The organism is Chitinibacter sp. FCG-7 (assembly GCF_040047665.1).
GTDB classification, from domain to species: Bacteria; Pseudomonadota; Gammaproteobacteria; order Burkholderiales; family Chitinibacteraceae; genus Chitinibacter; species Chitinibacter mangrovi.
Genome location: NZ_CP157355.1, coordinates 699607 through 719749, shown reverse-complemented (window position 1 = coordinate 719749; position 20143 = coordinate 699607). Strand labels below are relative to the sequence as shown.

Below are 20143 nucleotides of genomic sequence, written 5' to 3'. Positions count from 1 at the left end.
CTGATTTGCAAAACAAATCGCTAGGTCTGTCTGGATAGACTTGTTAAGCCCCCGTGTTGAAAGCGGTGTGTCCTATTGACTGGGATTGAGTATTTAGCCTGTGACCAAGATTGGCGTTGGCTTGCACCCAGCATTGCGACCAGCATGGCAGGGTGTCGGTCTAGTGGGTATTTTTTCTTTGTTTTTTGCTGACGTACATTGCGGCATCAGCTTGTTGCATGGCTTGTTGTGGGGTGTGGATGTGCGGGTCGACCATGACCACGCCGATACTGGCGCCCTGATATTGCAGCTGGCTGGTGCCCAGATCATAGTGGCCGATCAGCAGCGGGCCAATGCGTGCTTGCAGGCTGGCAGTGACCTCGTCAACCGCAGCACCTGTTGTGGCCGCCAGCCCGGCGACAATAAATTCGTCGCCACCCAAGCGCCCCAGCAAATCGCCGGCGCGTAATCCGCTGGTGAGGCGTTGCCCGATTTGCACAAGAAACACATCGCCCGCATCGTGGCCGTGCACATCATTAATCTGTTTAAACCCATCCAGATCAATAAAGGCCAGTACGATATGTTGCCCGGTGCGCTGGGCTTGCGCGAAAAGCCGCGTCAGCTCTTGCATAATGGCGCGGCGATTATGCAGGCCGGTGAGTGGATCGGTGTAGGAATAGGTGATCAGCGCCGAGTTGGCCGATTGCAGTTGCTGCACCAGTTGCTCTTTTTGCGCGTATTGCGCAATCAGCTGGGCAAATAGCAGTAGAAACTGCTGGCCTTTGCCTGTCAGCGGCTTGGGTTCAGAGCTTGCGGCGCACAAAGTGCCGTATAAGCTGCCATCTTCCAGATAAATAGGCGTGCTGGCATAGGTGGCAATACCCAGGGCTTTGGCGGCTTCAGAGTCGCTCCAGCACTGGGCGACGTCATCGGTGTACGGGATTTTTTCTTCCAGCGCGCGTTTGCATAAGGTATCGCCCCAGGGGACGGACAATCCTTCGGGTATTTGCATCGACTTGCTGTTGCGGGAATACAAAATGCTTTGTACGCCTTTGTCCAGATCGATTTGGGTCAGATAGGTTGACTCAAGATCGGTGACCAATTCAAGCATGCCGAGCAATTGACGCACCACGCCTTCAAACGTTTTCTCAGTTTCAAGCGCAGTGGCCAGCGTGGGAATCACATTTTCCTGCATTTTCAAATCCCGTATTGCAATGGATAGTCGGGGGTGAATTCACGACCGCTACATTTTTGTAAGTATTCTCTAGTCCTTGCTTGAAAGCAAGGCATGCAGCGCATTGAATACTCCAGCAGGTGTGTAACCGATTTTGTGCGTGGGTATGTTCTTGAATGGCAATTAGATAAATGGCTTTGGCCTTATACCCCTAGCCATGCAACACTAGCGCCATCACGCGTCTATCCTCGGCGACCAGTACATTGAATGTGCGGCATAGCGCGCCCGTACCCATGGTGTCGACGCCGATGTGCTGGGCGGAGAGCGCAGCGTAAAGTTTAGGGTGCGGAAACTGGATGTTCGTGCCTGTGCCAAGCAGAACCAGCTCGGGTTTGAATTCGAGCAGAGCGGCAAAATCTTCTGCCGTCAGATCGCTAAATGATGTGGGCCGCCAAGCATGCACCGCGTCGGGCAGTACCAGCAGGCTGCCGGCAAAACGCTCCTGATTCACGTGTACGGATTCGTGATCGTAGGCGGTGATCTGGTTCAGATGATCGACTTTGGACTGGTGCAGCTTCATGGTGATCCTTCAATTAGGTAGTCTGGCAAAACGTTCTCCGAATTATTACTGGGCTTGCCGTCGCTGTGTAGCAGCTGTGGCTTTGCGCCTTGGATGAGAACTTTTGGCCTTGATCTTGTTTTGCGCATTTTAAATCATTGCAAAAGCGCTGTGCTGTGCGTTTTGATACTTAATTGTTTGTTCCAGCAAACGATTCTTTCGTTACAATACGTGGTTTCCCCTAAAATAATCCTGCGTGGGCCGTGACGATGGAAGCCATCCTCAAATCGAACAAATTACTGAATATCTGCTACGAAATTCGCGGGCCAATTCCTGAGCGAGCCCGGCAGATGGAAGAAGACGGCCATCGCATCATCAAGCTCAATATCGGCAATCTGGCCAACTTTGGTTTTGATGCGCCCGAAGAAGTGGTGCAAGACGTCATCCGCAATCTGAGCAACGCCGCTGGCTACGTTGATAGCAAGGGCTTGTTCCAGGCGCGCAAAGCAGTGATGCATTACACGCAGCAGAAAAACATCAAAGACGTGACAGTGGATGACATTTACATCGGCAACGGCGCGTCCGAGCTGATCGTGCTGAGTATGCAGGCGCTGCTTAATAATGGCGACGAAGTGCTGGTACCTGCGCCCGATTATCCGCTGTGGACTGCGGCGGTGAGTCTGGCGGGCGGCAAGCCGCGTCATTATCTGTGCGATGAACAAAATCACTGGTATCCGTCGATTGAAGACATGCGCGCCAAGATCACCGATAAAACGCGCGCGATTGTGGTGATCAACCCGAATAATCCAACCGGCGCGCTGTACCCGGACGAGCTGCTGCAGCAAATCGTCGATCTGGCGCGTGAGTTTGGCCTGATTATTTACGCCGATGAAATTTACGACAAAGTGCTGTACGACGGTGTAACGCATACGTCGATTGCCTCAATGGCCGACGACGTGCTGTTCCTCACCTTCAATGGCCTGTCGAAAAACTATCGCGCCTGCGGCTACCGCGCGGGCTGGATGATTGTGTCGGGCGATAAAAAACCGGCCAAGGATTACATCGAAGGCCTCAATATGCTGGCCACAATGCGCCTGTGCGCCAATGTACCGGCGCAATACGCGATCCAAACTGCCCTAGGCGGCTATCAGAGCATCGATGATCTGGTGCGCGAAGGCGGGCGCTTGGCCAAGCAGCGCGATTTGGCGTATGAAATGCTCAGCGCGATTCCCGGCGTGAGCGTCGTGAAACCGAAAGCCGCGCTGTATATGTTCCCGCGCCTTGATCCGGCGATTTACCCGGTGAGCGACGATCAGCAATTGATGCTCGAATTGCTGACCGAAGAAAAAGTACTGCTGGTGCAAGGCACCGGCTTTAACTGGCATCAGCCCGACCATTTCCGAGTGGTGTTTTTACCCAATCTGGATGATCTGAGCGAAGCGATCAACCGCGTTGCCCGCTTCTTGCAGAACTGGCGCAAACGCCACGGCACGGGCGAATTTGCCACGAAGTAATAACGTAGGGTGGGTTAGCCGAAGGCGTAACCCACCATTAAAAATGTTTATTTTGGTGGGTTACGCTGCGCTAACCCACCCTACATTTGGAGTTTATTCATGAAAGCAATCAATGTCGGCCTGTGTGGCGTGGGGACTGTAGGTGGCGGTACTGCCACCGTTTTGAAGCGTAACGGCGAAGAAATCGCCCGCCGCGCTGGTCGCCCGATTGTGGTAACCATGGCGGCGAACCGCGATCTGGATCGCGCGCGCGAGCTGGTTGGCGAAGGCGTGGCCCTGACTGATAACGCGATGGATGTCGTGAACAATCCCGACATCGACATCGTCGTTGAATTGATCGGCGGCACGACTATCGCCAAAGACTTGGTACTGGCGGCGATTGAAAACGGCAAACACGTTGTTACTGCCAACAAAAAACTGATCGCCGAATACGGCAATGAAATTTTCGCCAAAGCGCAGGAAAAAGGCGTCATCGTCGCGTTTGAAGCTGCAGTGGCGGGCGGCATCCCTGTGATCAAGGCTTTGCGCGAAGGCCTAACTGCCAACAAAATCGAATGGGTGGCTGGCATTATCAACGGCACGTCGAACTTTATCCTGACCGAAATGCGCGACAAAGGCTCGGCGTTTGCTGACGTACTGGCTGAGGCACAGCGCCTTGGTTACGCCGAAGCCGATCCAACTTTCGACATCGAAGGTCACGATGCCGCGCACAAACTCACCATCATGAGCGCGATTGCGTTTGGTATTCCGGTGCAATTCGACAAAGCGTATCTGGAAGGCATTAGCAAGCTTGACGCTGCCGACATCAAATACGCGGCGGAATTGGGCTACCGCATCAAATTGCTCGGCATGACTCGCCGCCGCGCCAACGGCATCGAATTGCGCGTATCGCCTACGCTGATCCCGGCTGGCCGCTTGATTGCTAATGTGGATGGCGTAATGAATGCCGTGCTGGTCAAAGGCGATGCGGTTGGTGCAACGATGTACTACGGCCCCGGCGCTGGTGCTGAGCCAACGGCTTCTTCGGTGATTGCCGACCTGGTTGACATCACTCGTCTGCACACCGCCGACCCAGAACACCGCGTTCCGCATTTGGCATTCCAGCCAACAGCGATGGCGAATCTGCCGATTCTGAGCATCGACGATGTCGAAACCTGCTACTACCTGCGTTTGAGCGTGAAAGACTTGCCGGGCGTATTGGCCGAAGTCACGGCTATCCTTGCCGAAGGTCAGATTTCGGTCGATGCGATGTTGCAAAAACCAGCCGGTGATTCGGCCGAAATCGTCATCGTAACGCACACGGCGGTTGAGAAAAACGTCAACGCCGCGATTGCGAAGATCGAAGCCTTGAGCAGCACCAATGGCAAAGTGGTGAAGCTGCGTCTGGAACACCTGAACGGTTGATTGCATCGTAGGGTGGGTTAGGCCAAAGGCCGTAACCCACCATCGGCATTGAAAGGCGGGTTACGCGATGCTAACCCGCCCTACGCAGCTCAATACCCAAATGGGTATAAACACGCAGACCAATCATATAAATATCTACGGGCCTATACCCATGAAATACATTTCTACCCGTGGTGGCGTTGCGCCACAACAATTTAGCGATATCCTGCTTGGTGGTTTGATGGCCGACGGCGGCTTGTCGATTCCAGAAAGCTACCCACAGTTCTCGCAAGATGAGCTGGTCGCGCTGTCCAAACTGAACTACCGCGATTTGGCGTTTGCCGTGATCAGCCGTTTTGTAGACGATATTCCTGCTGGCGACCTGAAAGCGCTGATCGACAAAACCTACACCGCAGCAGTGTATTGCAATGGTCGCAATGCGGCGGATGCCGATCAAATTACGCCGATTATCAAACTGGACGACACGCTAGTCATTCAGGAATTGTCGAATGGCCCGACGCTGGCGTTCAAAGACATGGCGATGCAATTGCTCGGCAATTTGTTCGAGTACGTGCTGGCGGCCAAAGGCGAGCAAGTGAATATCCTGGGCGCGACCTCGGGCGACACCGGCTCGGCGGCCGAATACGCGATGCGCGGCAAAAAAGGCGTCAACGTATTCATGCTCAGCCCATTCGGCAAAATGAGCCCGTTCCAGCGCGCGCAGATGTTCAGCTTGCAGGATGAAAATATCTACAACCTGTCAGTGCATGGCTTTTTCGACGCGTGTCAGGACATCGTGAAAGACGTTAATAAAGACGCCGAATTTAAAGCCAAATACAAAATCGGCGCGGTGAACTCGATCAACTGGGGCCGTATCGTTGCGCAGGTGGTGTATTACTTCAAAGGCTACTTCGCCGCAGCCAAGAACGTTGGCGATGTGGTTGATTTCTGTGTGCCATCAGGCAACTTCGGCAATATCTGCGCGGGCCACATCGCGCGCCAGATGGGCTTGCCAATTGGCCAGTTGGTTGTAGCGACCAATGAAAATGACGTGCTCGACGAATTCTTCAAAACGGGCGGTTACCACCCGCGTGGTCTGGATCGCACTTACGAGACATCCAGCCCGTCGATGGACATCACCAAAGCATCGAACTTGGAGCGCTTTGTATTCGATCTGGTCGGCCGCGATGCGGGCAAACTGGCGGCGATGTGGAAATCAGTCGAAACCGGTGGTGGCTTTGAGATCGGTGAGCAATTGTTTGCGCAAATGCGCGATCAATACGGCTTTAAATCTGAAGCCAGCACGCACGAAGACCGCGTCGCGCATATTCGTGAAGTGTTTGAAAAATTCGGTGTACAAATCGATCCGCACACTGCCGACGGCTACAAAGCCGCCAAAGCGCATCGCCGCAATGACGTCGTGATGGTGATTATGGAAACCGCATTGCCAGCCAAATTTGAAACGACGATGGTAGAAGCGCTCAACCAGCCACCAGCACGCCCAGCTGGCCTAGTAGGCCTGGAAGATTTGCCACAGCGTTTTGATGCGATTGATGCGGATGCAGCCCAGATCAAAGCGTATCTGCTTGAGCGTATTGCTCGCTAAGCCAATCACCGATTGGCCTACAAGGCAATACCTAATAAAAACCGCCAGTGATCAAACTGGCGGTTTTTTTATTTCTGCTTATTTTTTGTGCGGAGGCGTTTAAATTCTGAGCTGGTGCTTTGACATGCAAGGCGTTGATATCGCGGCATAATGTTCACCTCACACCTCACACCTCACACCTCACACCTCACACCTCACTTCCTCACCCGCACCAGCACATCGTTACCCTTGCCCTGATATTCCACGCTATCAAACGACATCATCCGTGCCATCGAGATGCCGCGGCCATGCGGATCGAACGCGCGCTCGGGGGAGAATTCCAGAAAGGGCTGCCATTCAAAACCAGCGCCTTCGTCCTGGATGCGGATTTGCACTTCTTCGGCACTGCTAATGAAGCTGACATTCACAACTCTATCCTTGTATTTCGGATCAAGCAGACGCGCTTCCACTTCGTCCTGCCAGCGGTTGGTTTGCAGCAGGCGGGTTTTTTCGCTGTAGCTGATCGCCAGATTGCCGTGTTCGACGGCGTTGACCAATAGCTCGGACAGCCCCAATGCAACGCGTTGTGGGTCGGGGCAGGCGCGCGAGAGCAGTAGCGTGAGCTGGCGTGCTTCATCGAGCGTGCGAAAGCGGAAATGCCCATTGACCAGCAGCTTGTACGAGTCGGCGTGCTCCGAAATCTCGCGTTCCAGCTGGCTGCGTTCGGTATGAAAACCAACGGCGGCGGCCACAATTGCCAGCAGCATTTCGCGCTGAAAAGGCTTGATCAGATAGTAATACGCGCCAGCGGCCAGGCCTTCCTGCACGTTTTCGGCGGCGCCCACTGCCGTTTGCATAATCACCGGAATATGCTGGAATTCCGGGTGCTGCTTGAGTTTGGCCAGCACCTGCATGCCGTCCATCCGTGGCATCATGCGGTCGAGCAGAATGGTGTCAAAGCCGATACGGTCGGCCTGCAACACTTCCCACGCTTCTTCGCCGTCCATCGCGGTGGCGGTCTCGTAGCCGGCATCGTTCAGGTGTTCGGACAGGATTTCCAGATTAAACGGTTCATCGTCAACAATCAGAACGCGGCCCGGTTTGCTCAATGGTGTCATCTCGCTAGTCCACTCAATATCATGATTCGTTAATATACTCGCCTTGCGCCGCAGCTGACAATTCGCCGTAGAGGGCGGCAAATTCCTGTGCCAGTTTGTGCTTGGCATCCAGCGCAATCAGCGGCGCGGCCTTGTCGTGCGATTCGCGCACTTTAACCGAACTGGAAAGCCGGGTTTTGAGCACCGGCAAATGCTGTGCTTCTAGCTCCTGCACCAGGCGCTGCGGCAAGCTGGCTCGCGGTTGGTACTGATTGACCACAATGCCTTCAATCTGCAATTGATCATTGTGATCCTGCCGGATTTCCTCCACCCGGGCGATCAGCCCCAGTAGCGCGTCGCGTGAAAAGGTATCGCAATCAAACGGAATCAGGCAGCCGGTAGCGGCGATCAAGGCCGACAGCGTAAAGAAATTCAGCGCTGGTGGTGTATCAATATACACCTCGTCAAATTGGCCAGTCAGCTCGGCCAGCGTTTCGCGCAATTTGTAGATTTTGTAGCGCGATTCCAGCTTGACCTGTTGCTCGGCAATGCCCGGATGCGAGGGCATCAGATACAGATTGGGAAACGGCGTAGCGTGGATAAACTCGGCTGGCCCTTTGGCATACAGCGAGAAATTGAGCACCTGCTCGAAAAAATCGGCCAGCGTCGGTGTGGCCTCGCCAGCGGATGCCCCCAGGAGGTAATGGCTGCTATTGCCCTGTGGATCTAAGTCTACCACCAATACCCGCTTGCCTTGCGCTGCGGCCACTGCCGCTAGGTTGACGGTGATGGTCGATTTACCCACGCCGCCTTTCTGATTGAACACCACACGTCGCAACATACCGACCTCTGCCGTTTTCCCCGATTGACGACACTATATCAAGCTTTTGCTCACAACTCTTGTCAGTAAACCGCCAGTGCGCGACAAAACAACGATTTAAATCATTTACCTACCCTCAATCGGCCCAAATCAATCTCCCTGCTGCATACAGGGTCTTGAAGAGCTGCCGACTAGCCCCATTTATCCACCATTGTCTGTAACCCACTTATTAGGGAAATAAAACCATGAGTAAAGAAACCCTAGGCTTTCAGGCCGAAGTTAAACAATTATTGCAATTGATGATTCACTCTTTGTATTCGAACAAGGAAATTTTCCTGCGCGAGCTGGTCTCGAATGCATCCGACGCCTGCGACAAACTGCGTTTTGAAGCCATCAACAACGACAGCCTGTACGGCAACGATTCCGAGCTCAAAATCCACGTGTCTTTTGATCAAGACGCCAAAACGATCACGATCGCCGATAACGGCATCGGCATGAGCCGCGAAGAAGTGATCAAAAATATCGGTACGATTGCGCGCTCGGGCACCAAAGAATTCTTTAGCCAGCTCTCAGGCGACGCGCAAAAAGACGCGCATCTGATCGGCCAATTCGGCGTGGGTTTCTACTCGGCCTTTATCATCGCTGACAAAGTGACGCTGACGACTCGCCGTGCCGGTGAAGAAGGCGCGACGCAGTGGGTTTCAGCGGGCGATGGCGAATTCACGCTGGAAGACGTGGCCAAAGAGAGCCGCGGTACTGAAATCGTCTTGCACCTGAAAGAAGGTGAAGAGGAATTCCTGAACGATTGGAAACTGCGCAGCATCATCCGCAAATATTCCGACCACATCACGCTGCCGATTCTGATGCCAGCGCAAGCCGGCTATAACGAAGACGGCTCGATCAAACCCGCCGAGGGGGAAGAGACGGTTAATCAGGCGAACGCCTTGTGGACGCGCAGCAAGTCTGAAATTTCTGATGAGCAATACACCGAATTCTACAAACACGTAGCGCATGATTACGACGATCCGCTGGCGTGGAGCCACGCCAAAGTCGAAGGCCGCCAGGAATACACCGAGCTGCTGTATGTACCGCAACGCGCGCCGTTCGATCTGTACGACCGCGAGCGTCGCCATGGCGTGAAACTGTATGTGCGCCGCGTCTTCATCATGGAAGACAGCGAAAAATTGCTGCCGCAATACTTGCGTTTTATCCGTGGCGTGATCGATTCATCCGACCTGCCGCTGAACGTGTCGCGCGAAATCTTGCAACACAGCAAAGACATCGAGCAGATTAAATCGGGTTGCGTGAAAAAAGTGCTCGGCATGCTCGAAGGCTTGGCGAACTCGGATGACGAAGCCGAAAAAGCCAAATACGCTAAATTCTGGACTGAATTTGGCAAAGTGCTCAAAGAAGGCGTCGGCGAAGACTTCGCCAATAAAGAACGCATTGCCGGTCTGTGCCGCTTTGCGTCAACTGCGAACGACAGCAGCGAACAAATCGTCTCGCTCGCCGATTACATCGGCCGCATGAAAGAAGGCCAAGAGCAGATCTATTTCATTACGGCAGACAGCTACGCCGCAGCAAAAAACAGCCCACACCTCGAAGTTTTCCGCAAAAAAGGCATCGAAGTCTTGCTGTTGTCAGACCGCGTTGATGAGTGGGCGTTCTCTGGCTTGACCGAATTTGAAGGTAAAAAACTGCAATCGGTCGCCAAAGGCGAACTCGATTTGGAGCAATTTACCGACGAAGCTGAAAAACAACAGCAGGAAGCCGCAGCGACCGAGCTCAAAGACGTGCTCGAACAAATGAAATCGGTGCTCGGCGAATCAGTCAAAGACATCCGCGTCACGCACCGCCTGACCGACAGCCCGGCTTGCTTGGTCGTTGAAAACCAAGACATGAGCGCAAATCTGGAGCGTCTGCTCAAATCGGCAGGGCAGGACGTGAAAGGTAGCAAGCCAATCTTGGAAATCAACCCAACGCACCCGCTGGTAGGCAAACTGAAAGCCGAATCAGCGAGCGACAAATTTGGCGACTGGACGCAACTGCTGTTCGATCAAGCGCTGCTCGCCGAAGGCGGCCAACTGGAAGACCCATCAGCATTCGTCAAACGCCTGAATGGTTTGATGCTGGCGATGCAGGACTAAGGGTATATTGTTGTAAGCTATATATTGTATGGCTTGTAGGGAAATACCCAAAAAAACCGGCCTGGTGGCCGGTTTTTTATTGCTTTGATTTGACTCAAGTTGCGGTGTTTATTTACTTAAACTCACTCTCGCAAAAAGTCGCAATCTTCATAAGTAGCCATTCACTTCGCGGGTTAGCGGCGCTAACAAAGAAGCCACACCAAATATCCCATTCCAAACGGATGACTGCAAAATTGCGCCAGCAAAAATAGGGTCTTGTCAGAGCATCTAGCGGTGAGCAGGTAAATCCAATTGGCATCAAATGAAAATGTTTTGCAACTTTGTCTCTGGCTGAAAAATACTTCGCGGGTGTGTTGATTGCTCCGATTGTGTAATTTAGATTTCCATCTGCCCCTCGCCAAAGCTCGCCCACTTTAAAATAGTTTTGTTTTATCGGTTTAAATGGAAGCAAGTTTTTCATTTCATTGGCCTAAATTAGCCTGCGTCAACTCGTGATTTGCTTATGCGGGCAGCGATCTCTGTTAAGTGTGTAGCCACCCACGCCATGCTTGGCCGCTGGCTTGGGTTTTTATTCGCACATTTCAGTTGTAAACCTTGCAGCTCGGCAAGTGATTGCAAGCCATCTGGCTCGACGGGTTTGCAGCGGCTAATCAGATCTTCAATCAGGCAGGCAAACGCACGCATTTCGATGGCGCTCAGTTGTGCTTTGTGTGCTTCAGGCATGATTGACGCTGCGCCAAAATCGCCAAGGAGGCAGCTGCCATCGGCATGCACCAGAATATTATGCGCATATACATCACCATGTATAAGGCCGCAGCTATTGATCTGCATGATTGCTGAGGCAATACCCCTGAGGATGTTTAAAATCACCGGCATGGTAAATTGCGCATCAGGTGCGAAAATATCTCGGGTGCAGCTTTGCAGGCTGGGTGGATCGGCGAGTATTTGATAGTTCTGATCAATCAAGCCCAGTACCAATGCGGGCTTGTCTGCATCGTTGATCTGACCGAGCACCGGGATGAGATTGGGATGCGCTCCCGCTGCGATGCAGGCGTCCATTTCGCAGCGTGGTACGCCATCGCTGGTCACCGCCGATTTAAAGCGCTTTACCGCCACTGCAGGTGGTTCGGCTGCATCCGCGGGTTGCCATGTTGCGGCAAAAATCTGTCCCGATGCGCCTTCGCCCAATTGTTGGCCTAGGTGCAATTCAGACCATTTCACTTCCGGTACGCTATCGCGCGCCTGCATCGCGGGCGCAAGCCGATCGGTGCACGGATTGCCTGCGAACGCGAGCCACGCCAGCTTGGGCAGTTTGAACAGGCACTCGGGGAGCTCGTCAAATTGGTTCGCCGCGATGCGTACCAGCTCCAGATTGTGGCACAGCGCCAGCGTGGCGGGCAGGGTATGGAGGTGGTTGCCCGCCAGCATCAGCTTTTGCAGCCGCGTGCAGCGGCCGATCTCATCAGGCAATTGCGTAATCTGATTTTCGGTGAGCGTGAGCCAGCGTAGCTTGGGCGGCAGTGCGGCGGCGGGGACGTGGGCAATCTGGTTGGCGCGAAAACCGATCATTTCCAGATTGGCGCATTGCCCCAGCACGGCGGGTAGCTCGGTAAAGCAATTATTCGAGCAAAAAATGATTTTCAGCTTGTGCAAACGCGGCAAATCGTCGGGCAGACTGGCGAGCTGATTACCGGAAAGATTAAGGATTTCCAGCGTATCGGCCAGCGCAAAAATTTCGCGCGGAAATTCGCGCAGATTGCAGCTGAGATCGAGGCGGCTCAGGCCCTTAAGCTGTCCTTGCTGCAATTGCTCCAGAGTATGCATAAAGTCTGTTTGCGCTCACGGTGGGGGATGGCAATGGTAATGGATTTTGCTTTTATCAGATAGTTAAGGGTATATTGCTAGAAGTCAATTAAAAATTGCCTTCTGGCGATATACCTGTGCTTGCAATGGGCTCATATTATCAAGTCTGCCATGCATTGACCGTTTGGCTATACGGATCGGCCAATCCACTCGCATATCAGCCAGATCGCAGCCACGCTGGAACATGGATGAATGGAGGTGCATGATGAAATATATTTTCGGGCTGTTGATTGTGCTGCTGTTGCCGGGGCTGGCTTGGGCTGAGCCATTTAAATGTCTGGATGAAAAAGGGCGCGTGGTTTATGCGGATCGGCCCTGCACGGGGCTCGAAGTGCCAATGGATGATCAGGGTACTATCAGTACCGTGGTGATACCGGAAAGACCGTTTGTTCCGGCTTATCAGGACAATAGCAAGGGCGGCAAAGTGAGCAGCATGGGCGAGGCGGCGACCCCGGCGGGTGGGGGCTCGGTCAGCAGTCCATCAAGCCAAAGTGACACCACGCGTGGGCCATCGGACAAAATCAGTAACCGCCCGGTGCGCCGACTGCCTGATTAAACTTCAAACGAAATAAAAAAGCCCGCTTTATGCGGGCTTTTTGAATGATTGCCCAACTCAAGCTTTGCTCAACTGCATGGCGCCGTCTTTCGCGTCAATCCGTATCGTATCCTTGGCGGCAAAATCACCGGCCAGAATCCGTTTGGCCAGCACGTTTTCCAGCTCGCTCTGGATCGCGCGTTTCAGTGGCCGCGCGCCATAGACCGGATCAAAGCCCGCTTCGGCAATCAGATCAAGCGCAGCATCGCTGATTTCCATGCCGATTTCCATATGCGCCAAACGGCCAACGAGTTTTTGCAGCTGGATTTTGGCGATATTGCGAATATGCTGCTGCGCCAAGGCGTGGAAAACCACGACTTCATCGATCCGGTTGACGAACTCTGGCCGGAAATGCGTTTTCACTTCGGCCATCACCGCCAGCTTGATCACTTGATAATCCGAATCGGCCAGGCGCTGGATGTGATCGCTACCGAGGTTGGACGTCATCACGACGACGGTGTTGCGGAAATCGACCGTGCGGCCTTGGCCGTCGGTGAGGCGACCATCGTCGAGCACTTGCAGCAGGATATTAAATACATCCGGATGCGCTTTTTCGACTTCGTCGAGCAGGATCACGCTATACGGTTTGCGGCGCACCAGCTCGGTCAGATAACCGCCTTCCTCATAGCCCACATATCCCGGCGGCGCGCCGATCAGCCGCGCGACCGAGTGTTTTTCCATAAACTCGGACATATCGACGCGGATCATGTGCTCTTCGGAATCGAACAAATAATTCGCCAGCGTTTTACACAGCTCGGTCTTGCCGACGCCGGTTGGACCCAGAAACAGAAATGAACCATACGGGCGGTTCGGATCGCCCAAACCGGCGCGTGAACGACGGATCGCATCCGATACGAGGCGAACGGCTTCGTCCTGCCCGACGACGCGATCATGCAGCACGTCTTCCATATGCAGCAGTTTTTCGCGCTCGCCCTGCAGCATTTTGCTGACCGGAATGCCCGTCGCGCGGCTGACGACTTCGGCGATTTCTTCGGCGCCGACTTGCGTACGCAGCAGTTTGTTGCTTGTGCTTCCAGACGTTTCCGACGATTCGGCGGCTTTCAGCTTGGCTTCAAGCGCAGGGAGTTCACCATATTGCAGCTCGGATACTTTCTGCCATTCGCCTGCGCGTTTCAGGCTCTCCATCTGGTTTTTCAGCTTGTCGATTTCTTCGCGGATCGCTTGGCTACCGAGCACGCTGGCTTTTTCGGCTTTCCAGATTTCTTCCAGATCGGAATATTCCTTGTCGAGCTTGGCGATTTCCTCTTCGATTAGCGCCAAGCGTTTTTTACTCGCTTCGTCTTTTTCACGTTTCACCGCTTCGCGTTCGATTTTGAGCTGGATAATCCGGCGGTCGAGCTTGTCCATCACCTCAGGTTTGGAGTCGATTTCCATTTTGATTTTGGCCGCCGCTTCGTCAATCAAATCGATGGCCTTATCGGGCAGGAATCGGTCGGTGATGTAACGGTGGCTCAGCTCGGCCGCAGCGACAATCGCCGGGTCGGTAATATCGACGCCGTGGTGGATTTCGTACTTTTCCTGCAAGCCGCGCAGGATCGCGATGGTGTCTTCAACGCTTGGTTCGCCGACCAGCACTTTCTGGAAACGACGTTCGAGCGCGGCGTCTTTTTCGATGTATTTGCGGTATTCGTCGAGCGTCGTTGCGCCGATGCAATGCAGCTCGCCGCGCGCCAGAGCGGGTTTCAACATATTGCCAGCGTCCATCGCGCCTTCGGCTTTACCCGCACCAACCAGCGTGTGTAGCTCGTCGATAAAGACAATATTATTGCCTTCTTCTTTGGCGAGTTCATTCAGAACGGCTTTCAGGCGCTCTTCAAACTCCCCCCGGTATTTCGCGCCAGCCAGCAGCGCAGCTAGATCTAGCGACAATACCTTCTTATGTTTTAAAGACTCAGGCACTTCGCCATTGATAATGCGCTGAGCCAGGCCTTCGACAATCGCCGTTTTACCGACGCCGGGCTCGCCGATTAGCACTGGATTGTTTTTGGTGCGGCGCTGCAGTACCTGAATCGCGCGACGGATTTCGTCATCGCGGCCAATCACCGGGTCAAGCTTACCCGCGCGGGCGCGTTCGGTCAGATCGAGACAGTATTTGCTCAGCGCTTCACGTTGCTGTTCGGCATCGGCACTGCTGACGTTTTCACCGCCACGTACTGCTTCAACAGCGGCAGCAATCGCCTCTTTCTTGCCGCCATTTTCTTTCAGCAGCCGTGACGTTTCGCTTTTGTCGTCGCACAGTGCGAGCAGGAATAGGTCGCTGGAAATGAATTGATCATTGCGCTGCATTGCGGCTTTATCGGTTTGATTGAGCAGGCGCCCCAAGTCTTTACCGACGGTCACATCGCCGTCGCCGCCTTGAATCTTTGGCAAGCGCTGAACGGCGCTTTCGAGCGCTGCTTTGAGCGGATGCACATTGACGCCAGCGCGGGCGAGCAGGGCGGCTGCGCCCGAGTCGTTGTCGTTTAGCAGCGAAAGTAATAAATGTTGTGGCTCGATATAGGCATTGTCATTGGCAAAAGCCATGCTTTGTGCGTCAGCGAGCGCTTGTTGAAACTTGGTCGTGAGTTTGTCGATACGCATTTTGCGCCTCCATGAAAGTGTGATTAACCCATACATGGATGCAAGGCATTTGAAATTCAAGCACAGGGTGGTTGGAGTTTGATTTTGCTTAAGTAAATGATTTTAAAATGAATATTTCGTGAATAAAAAAACAGCCTGCCTTGGCAGACTGTTTTTGGAAATTAAGCGTGCTCAGCCGAGCGAAAGGGCTTACTTGCTGGCGGGTGCCGGTTCGGCAACAAAAATCTCGACGCGGCGATTTTGTGCGCGGCCCGCTGCGCTGTTATTGTCCGCTACGGGCTCGTACGAGCCGCGGCCATCAATGCTCATCCGGTTGCCTGCCACACCACGGTTGACCAGATACGCTTGCACTGCACCTGCGCGATTCACCGAAAGCGGATTGTTGATGGCGTCCGTGCCTGTGCTATCGGTGTGGCCAATAATGCGGACGCGCGTCACCTGATTTTGATTCAGCGTCTGGCCCAGTTTATCGAGTACCGGGCGCATATTTGGTTTGATGGCGTATTTGCCGGTATCGAAGGAAAAATCGCTTGGAACGTCAATCTTGAGTTCGTTATTGGCCGTTTTGCTCACTTCAATGCCGGTGCCCTGCGTGGCCGCTTCCATTTCCTTGCGCTGCTTTTCCATATGCGCCGACCAAGCGTAGCCGCCAATGCCGCCAATCGCTGCACCAATGGCCGCATCACGCGCCACGTGTTTGCCGCCTGTGGCCGAGCTGATGACCGCACCGGCAATCGCTCCGCCGACAGCACCAATGGTGGCACCTTGCTGCTCAGGTGTCATATTCGCGCAACCAGCCATGCTCAGGCTAATGGCCAGTAGTCCTGGCATCATGAGTTTTTTCATTGTATGCATCCTTATTAAAAATCCAATCCAAGTGGGTAGACGAATCTAAACATATTGCGATGACATAATCTGTATCAAATTGCCGCTCTGCCAGTGAATGAACTCACATCTGTTGATTGCCTTCCAGCAAATTTAATCTAGCTTCACTTGTCATGCCTATGTTGTCAATTGGATGAAAGGGTAGGCGTGAAGGCCAACCGCTGCCTGACTCTGGGCGCTTGTCATCGAGATTTCCCGATTTTGTCGCAGAACCGTCATTCAAGTCCGGTAAAAACGCATCAGCCTACAGTGGAGTAGCTCAAATGCGGATTACGGTGATTGGTTCGGGTTATGTCGGTTTGGTCACAGGTGCCTGTCTGGCGGAATATGGCAATGATGTGCTGTGTCTGGATCTGGATATTCAGAAAACTCAGCAGCTGCAAGAAGGCATTGTGCACATCTATGAGCCGGGGTTGGACGAGCTGATCCGGCGCAATGTGCAGGCCAATCGCTTGCGCTTTACCAGCGATGTGGCGCAATCGGTGGCGCATGGCACGATCCAGTTTATTGCCGTTGGTACGCCGCCCGGCGAAGACGGATCGGCCGATTTGCAATATGTGCTGGCGGCAGCGGCCAATATTGGTCACCACCTGAACGAATACAAAGTGATTGTGAACAAATCGACCGTTCCTGTCGGCACTGCCGATCTGGTGCGGCGCGCGGTGCAGGCGCAGCTCGATCAGCGTGGCCAGCGCAGCAGTTTTAGCGTGGTCTCCAACCCCGAGTTTTTAAAAGAGGGCGCAGCGGTGGATGACTTTATGCGTCCGGACCGGATTGTGATCGGCACCGAGGACGAAACGGCGAAAGATTTGATGCAGGCCATTTATGCGCCACTGGTGCGCAATCATGATCGTATTTTATGCATGGATTTGCGTTCGGCCGAGCTAACCAAATATGCGGCCAATGCCATGCTGGCGACGCGGATTTCCTTTATGAACGAGCTGGCCAATCTCTCTGAAGTGCTGGGGGCGGACATCGAGCTGGTGCGCAAGGGCATCGGCTCTGATCCGCGTATTGGCTATCATTTCCTTTATCCCGGCGTGGGTTATGGTGGTTCCTGCTTTCCAAAAGACGTGCTGGCACTGCAGCAAACTGCGCAGCAATGCGGCGAGCCACTCAAAATCCTGCAGGCCGTGCATGAGGTGAACAATCAGCAAAAGCATGTGCTGCTCAATAAAATTCTGGCGCATTTTGGCCCGGATTTGCGTGGCCTGCATTTTGCCGTCTGGGGTTTGGCTTTCAAGCCCGATACAGACGATTTGCGCGAAGCGCCCAGCCTGACGCTGATTCAGGGCTTGCTGACGCGGGGCGCTACAGTCTGCGCGCATGATCCGGTGGCCAACACCAAGGCCCAGCAACTGTTTGCCGGATTCGAGGGAGTCGGTTTTGCACCTATGTATATGGATGCATTACACAATGCCGATGCACTGGTGATTGTGACCGAGTGGAAAGCATTTCGCAGCCCGGATTTTGCCAGCATTAAGAAATCGCTGCGTTCGGCGACGATTTTTGACGGGCGCAATCTGTACGAGCCCAAACGGATGAAGGCCGAAGAAATCAGCTATTTCCCGATTGGCAGGGAACAAATTGCGATCCGCTCCAGCACGGCGTCGCAAGCGGTGGCTTTACAGAGCGGTGATGTCGCCCCGGTGCTTTAAATCGGAGAAGACCATTGGTCTTGCCGGGCTGACATCGTTGCTCGATTGGCATAATCTGAAGAATCTGCTTGACGTAGTTGCCAATTATGTCATTGATTCTTCGCTCTTTATTATTCCTGCTGGGTATGGCCGTCCTGAGCGTGACTGCAAGGGCGGGTATTGTCGAGTTTCTGCCCCGGCCTGATCTGGAATCGCGCGATCCGTGGCAAGCGGCGGTGCATTATTGTGTCGCCGCGCGCCATGGTAATACCGAGGCGCAGTATCGGCTGGGCGTGTTGTACGCCTTTGGTTTGGGCGTGCCGGAAAACCGCCAGGCTGCCGCCAGCCTGTTTTCGATTGCCGCCGAGCAAGGCCATAGACAGGCGCAGGATATGCTCGACACCATTCTGCTGAAAAATCACCAGCTTCCCGCTTGTCTGCTGGCCGATGTTAAACCGGAAAAATCTCCCTTGCCCCACGGTGCCGTTCAGCGGATTACCTTAAGTCACGAGCAAAAGAAAACCGCGCGTATTATTGCCCAGATTGCCCGCTGGCACGGGGTAGACCCGGATTTTGCGCTCAGTATTGCTCTGGTGGAATCGCGCTTGCAAACCTATGCGGTATCACCCAAATCGGCAATGGGTGTGATGCAGCTGATTCCGGGCACGGCAGCACGATTTAATGTGCAGGATGTTTTCAATGTCAGCCAAAACGTCAAAGGCGGGGTGCGCTACTTGCGATTGTTGCTCGATCGCTATCAGGGGCGGATTGATCTGGTCTCAGCGGCGTACAACGCCGGCGAGGGCGCAGTGGATCGCTATCGCGGTATTCCGCCCTATAAAGAAACCCGCCAGTATGTCATCAAAATCCAGCGTCTCTACCCATCGCTCATCCATATTCCTGATCGCGAGCGCTATGCAGTGCAGCGGCGCTAGGGTCTGTTGACGTTTGGTTTGTAGACCGCTGACATAGAATGACTATGTGGCGCGATCTACGTCTTACCTCATCGAAAAACTCGCGCCAGCGCGGCGGCAAACCAAATGTCAACAGACCCTAGGCCACCATCCATCGCCTGCTGGTAAACTGCCGCTTTGGGTGGGTCAAGTAGGTCATGGTGATGACAAAAGCAGTTGAGTGGGCGATTTTTTGTCGTGTGGTCGACAATTTTGGCGATATTGGCGTGTGCTGGCGACTTGCCCGGCAATTGCATCAGGAATTTGGCCTTGCTGTCACACTCTGGGTCGATGATCTGGCTAGTTTTGCGCAAATCCGCCCCGAAATCGATCCGACTCAAGCGCGCCAGCAGCTGGAAGGCGTCCTAGTGCTGCGCTGGGATGCCGATTTCCCTCCTCTTGTTCAGGCCGCCGATGTGGTGATTGAAGCATTTGCTTGCGAGATTCCGGTGTCTTATCTGGCCCAGATGCAGGCCAAAGCCACCGCTCCGATCTGGATTAATCTGGAATATCTGAGTGCTGAAGACTGGGTTGAGGGCTGCCACGGTTTGCCATCGCCGGTGCAGGGCTTGAACAAGTATTTTTTCTTTCCGGGTTTTACCAAGCGCACTGGTGGTGTGTTCAGCGAGCAAAGGCAAAGAGCCTTGCAGCTGGCCTGGCGTGATGCTGATTCTGCGCAGTTTCTGGCCAGCCTGTCGCCCGCATGGCCGCCGCATCTGGGGCCTGCTTTGAATATTTCGCTTTTTGCCTATGAGCCTGTTGCATTGAAGCAATGGTTGTCTGTGCTGGAAAATAGCAATCAGCCCATCCGGCTTTTTGTGCCAGAGGGTAGGGTATTGCTCGCTATAAATGATGCAGATTTCTTTATAGAGCAATACTCTGGTGGTGTATCTAGGCGTGGCGCATTGGAGATCATTCCCCTGCCCATGCTGGCACAGGATGACTATGATCGCCTGCTGCTGAGCTGCGACATTAATTTTGTGCGTGGCGAAGATTCTTTCCTGCGTGCGCAATGGGCGGCCAAACCGTTTGTCTGGCATATCTATCCGCAAGAAGATGATGCACATCGCGACAAACTGGATGCATTTCTAGCGCGTTATCTGGGCGATCAGCCCACGCCTGCACTGATGGCGCTGGCGGCCATGATGCAAGCGTGGAATCACGGAGGCGATCTCAGTGCTGCGTGGCAAGAGCTGGTTGCCGGACGGCATCTCTTGCAAGAGCACGCTCACGCCTGGCGGAAAAATTTGCTTGAACTGGGGGATGTCGCGACTAATCTGGTCAGATTCGTCAATTCCAAGGTAAAATAGCGGGATTTTTCTATTTTCAAACAGCGATTTTGCATCAGAAT

General features: G+C 53.8%; 16 protein-coding genes. 8 read left to right on the top strand and 8 right to left on the bottom strand.

Annotated elements, in window-relative coordinates; translation table 11 throughout:
- Positions 1-160: 160 nt before the first annotated feature.
- Together ABHF33_RS03295 and ABHF33_RS03290 are read right to left on the bottom strand one after the other, a co-directional pair.
- Positions 161-1174 carry a sensor domain-containing diguanylate cyclase gene (locus tag ABHF33_RS03295; RefSeq protein WP_348945632.1) on the bottom strand — a complete coding sequence of 338 codons (1014 nt, stop codon included), beginning with the start codon at positions 1172-1174 and terminating at the stop codon, positions 161-163.
- A gap of 190 nt (positions 1175-1364) precedes the next feature.
- Positions 1365-1733: an Mth938-like domain-containing protein gene (locus tag ABHF33_RS03290; RefSeq protein WP_348945631.1), complete on the bottom strand. Its 369-nt coding sequence runs from the start codon at positions 1731-1733 to the stop codon at positions 1365-1367.
- Positions 1734-1981: 248 nt separating this feature from the next.
- On the opposite strand from ABHF33_RS03290, the gene ABHF33_RS03285 reads away from it, so the two are divergent.
- From ABHF33_RS03285 to thrC, 3 genes are all read left to right on the top strand, one after another.
- Positions 1982-3226: a pyridoxal phosphate-dependent aminotransferase gene (locus tag ABHF33_RS03285; RefSeq protein WP_348945630.1), complete on the top strand. Its 1245-nt coding sequence runs from the start codon at positions 1982-1984 to the stop codon at positions 3224-3226.
- A 99-nt stretch (positions 3227-3325) separates the two neighbouring features.
- On the top strand, positions 3326-4630 hold the full coding sequence (locus ABHF33_RS03280; RefSeq protein ID WP_348945629.1) for a homoserine dehydrogenase: 1305 nt from the start codon (positions 3326-3328) through the stop codon (positions 4628-4630).
- 151 nt (positions 4631-4781) lie between these two features.
- The gene (thrC, locus tag ABHF33_RS03275; RefSeq protein WP_348945628.1) at positions 4782-6215 is read left to right on the top strand and encodes a threonine synthase; all 1434 of its coding nucleotides are present in this window, start codon (positions 4782-4784) and stop codon (positions 6213-6215) included.
- A gap of 194 nt (positions 6216-6409) precedes the next feature.
- Here the strand turns inward: thrC and ABHF33_RS03270 are convergent, their stop codons facing one another.
- Entirely contained in the window at positions 6410-7312 is a 903-nt protein-coding gene (locus ABHF33_RS03270; RefSeq protein ID WP_348945627.1) for a response regulator, read from the bottom strand.
- A gap of 19 nt (positions 7313-7331) precedes the next feature.
- Positions 7332-8132 (bottom strand): ParA family protein, encoded by an 801-nt coding sequence (locus tag ABHF33_RS03265; RefSeq protein ID WP_432803954.1) that lies wholly within the window; start codon positions 8130-8132, stop codon positions 7332-7334.
- Between the two features lie 224 nt (positions 8133-8356).
- Between ABHF33_RS03265 and htpG the strand changes: the two genes are divergently transcribed.
- Positions 8357-10258 carry a molecular chaperone HtpG gene (gene htpG / locus ABHF33_RS03260; RefSeq protein WP_348945626.1) on the top strand — a complete coding sequence of 634 codons (1902 nt, stop codon included), beginning with the start codon at positions 8357-8359 and terminating at the stop codon, positions 10256-10258.
- Positions 10259-10370: 112 nt separating this feature from the next.
- Here htpG and ABHF33_RS03255 read toward each other — a convergent pair whose 3' ends face one another.
- Together ABHF33_RS03255 and ABHF33_RS03250 are read right to left on the bottom strand one after the other, a co-directional pair.
- Positions 10371-10718, bottom strand: coding sequence for a hypothetical protein (locus tag ABHF33_RS03255; protein ID WP_348945625.1), 348 nt, complete (start codon positions 10716-10718; stop codon positions 10371-10373).
- Positions 10719-10732: 14 nt separating this feature from the next.
- Positions 10733-12082 carry a leucine-rich repeat-containing protein kinase family protein gene (locus ABHF33_RS03250; RefSeq protein ID WP_348945624.1) on the bottom strand — a complete coding sequence of 450 codons (1350 nt, stop codon included), beginning with the start codon at positions 12080-12082 and terminating at the stop codon, positions 10733-10735.
- Positions 12083-12323: 241 nt separating this feature from the next.
- Here ABHF33_RS03250 and ABHF33_RS03245 point away from each other — a divergent pair, with 241 nt between their 5' ends.
- Complete coding sequence (locus ABHF33_RS03245; protein WP_348945623.1) at positions 12324-12677, top strand: DUF4124 domain-containing protein; 354 nt, start codon at positions 12324-12326, stop codon at positions 12675-12677.
- 57 nt (positions 12678-12734) lie between these two features.
- On the opposite strand, the gene clpB is transcribed toward ABHF33_RS03245, so the two are convergent.
- Positions 12735-15317 (bottom strand): ATP-dependent chaperone ClpB, encoded by a 2583-nt coding sequence (gene clpB, locus ABHF33_RS03240; protein WP_348945622.1) that lies wholly within the window; start codon positions 15315-15317, stop codon positions 12735-12737.
- Positions 15318-15506: 189 nt separating this feature from the next.
- The gene (locus ABHF33_RS03235; protein WP_348945621.1) at positions 15507-16163 is read right to left on the bottom strand and encodes an OmpA family protein; all 657 of its coding nucleotides are present in this window, start codon (positions 16161-16163) and stop codon (positions 15507-15509) included.
- A gap of 302 nt (positions 16164-16465) precedes the next feature.
- Here ABHF33_RS03235 and ABHF33_RS03230 point away from each other — a divergent pair, with 302 nt between their 5' ends.
- The 3 genes from ABHF33_RS03230 to earP all read left to right on the top strand — a co-directional run bounded on the left by ABHF33_RS03230 (position 16466) and on the right by earP (position 20102).
- Positions 16466-17860, top strand: a complete 1395-nt coding sequence (locus ABHF33_RS03230) for a UDP-glucose dehydrogenase family protein (protein WP_348945620.1) — start codon at positions 16466-16468, stop codon at positions 17858-17860.
- Between the two features lie 86 nt (positions 17861-17946).
- Positions 17947-18774 carry a transglycosylase SLT domain-containing protein gene (locus ABHF33_RS03225; protein ID WP_348945619.1) on the top strand — a complete coding sequence of 276 codons (828 nt, stop codon included), beginning with the start codon at positions 17947-17949 and terminating at the stop codon, positions 18772-18774.
- 182 nt (positions 18775-18956) lie between these two features.
- Positions 18957-20102, top strand: a complete 1146-nt coding sequence (gene earP / locus ABHF33_RS03220) for an elongation factor P maturation arginine rhamnosyltransferase EarP (protein WP_348945618.1) — start codon at positions 18957-18959, stop codon at positions 20100-20102.
- Positions 20103-20143: the final 41 nt, after the last annotated feature.

Bases quoted from the DNA above. Each gene is read 5' to 3' on its own strand.
- ABHF33_RS03250 (WP_348945624.1), bottom strand. From the start codon at position 12,082: ATGCATACTCTGGAGCAATTGCAGCAAGGACAGCTTAAGGGCCTGAGC.
- clpB (WP_348945622.1), bottom strand. From the start codon at position 15,317: ATGCGTATCGACAAACTCACGACCAAGTTTCAACAAGCGCTCGCTGAC.
- ABHF33_RS03255 (WP_348945625.1), bottom strand. From the start codon at position 10,718: ATGAAAAACTTGCTTCCATTTAAACCGATAAAACAAAACTATTTTAAA.
- ABHF33_RS03265 (WP_432803954.1), bottom strand. From the start codon at position 8,132: ATGTTGCGACGTGTGGTGTTCAATCAGAAAGGCGGCGTGGGTAAATCG.
- ABHF33_RS03270 (WP_348945627.1), bottom strand. From the start codon at position 7,312: ATGACACCATTGAGCAAACCGGGCCGCGTTCTGATTGTTGACGATGAA.
- earP (WP_348945618.1), top strand. From the start codon at position 18,957: ATGACAAAAGCAGTTGAGTGGGCGATTTTTTGTCGTGTGGTCGACAAT.
- ABHF33_RS03235 (WP_348945621.1), bottom strand. From the start codon at position 16,163: ATGAAAAAACTCATGATGCCAGGACTACTGGCCATTAGCCTGAGCATG.
- ABHF33_RS03245 (WP_348945623.1), top strand. From the start codon at position 12,324: ATGATGAAATATATTTTCGGGCTGTTGATTGTGCTGCTGTTGCCGGGG.
- ABHF33_RS03290 (WP_348945631.1), bottom strand. From the start codon at position 1,733: ATGAAGCTGCACCAGTCCAAAGTCGATCATCTGAACCAGATCACCGCC.
- thrC (WP_348945628.1), top strand. From the start codon at position 4,782: ATGAAATACATTTCTACCCGTGGTGGCGTTGCGCCACAACAATTTAGC.
- ABHF33_RS03285 (WP_348945630.1), top strand. From the start codon at position 1,982: ATGGAAGCCATCCTCAAATCGAACAAATTACTGAATATCTGCTACGAA.
- ABHF33_RS03225 (WP_348945619.1), top strand. From the start codon at position 17,947: ATGTCATTGATTCTTCGCTCTTTATTATTCCTGCTGGGTATGGCCGTC.
- htpG (WP_348945626.1), top strand. From the start codon at position 8,357: ATGAGTAAAGAAACCCTAGGCTTTCAGGCCGAAGTTAAACAATTATTG.
- ABHF33_RS03295 (WP_348945632.1), bottom strand. From the start codon at position 1,174: ATGCAGGAAAATGTGATTCCCACGCTGGCCACTGCGCTTGAAACTGAG.
- ABHF33_RS03230 (WP_348945620.1), top strand. From the start codon at position 16,466: ATGCGGATTACGGTGATTGGTTCGGGTTATGTCGGTTTGGTCACAGGT.
- ABHF33_RS03280 (WP_348945629.1), top strand. From the start codon at position 3,326: ATGAAAGCAATCAATGTCGGCCTGTGTGGCGTGGGGACTGTAGGTGGC.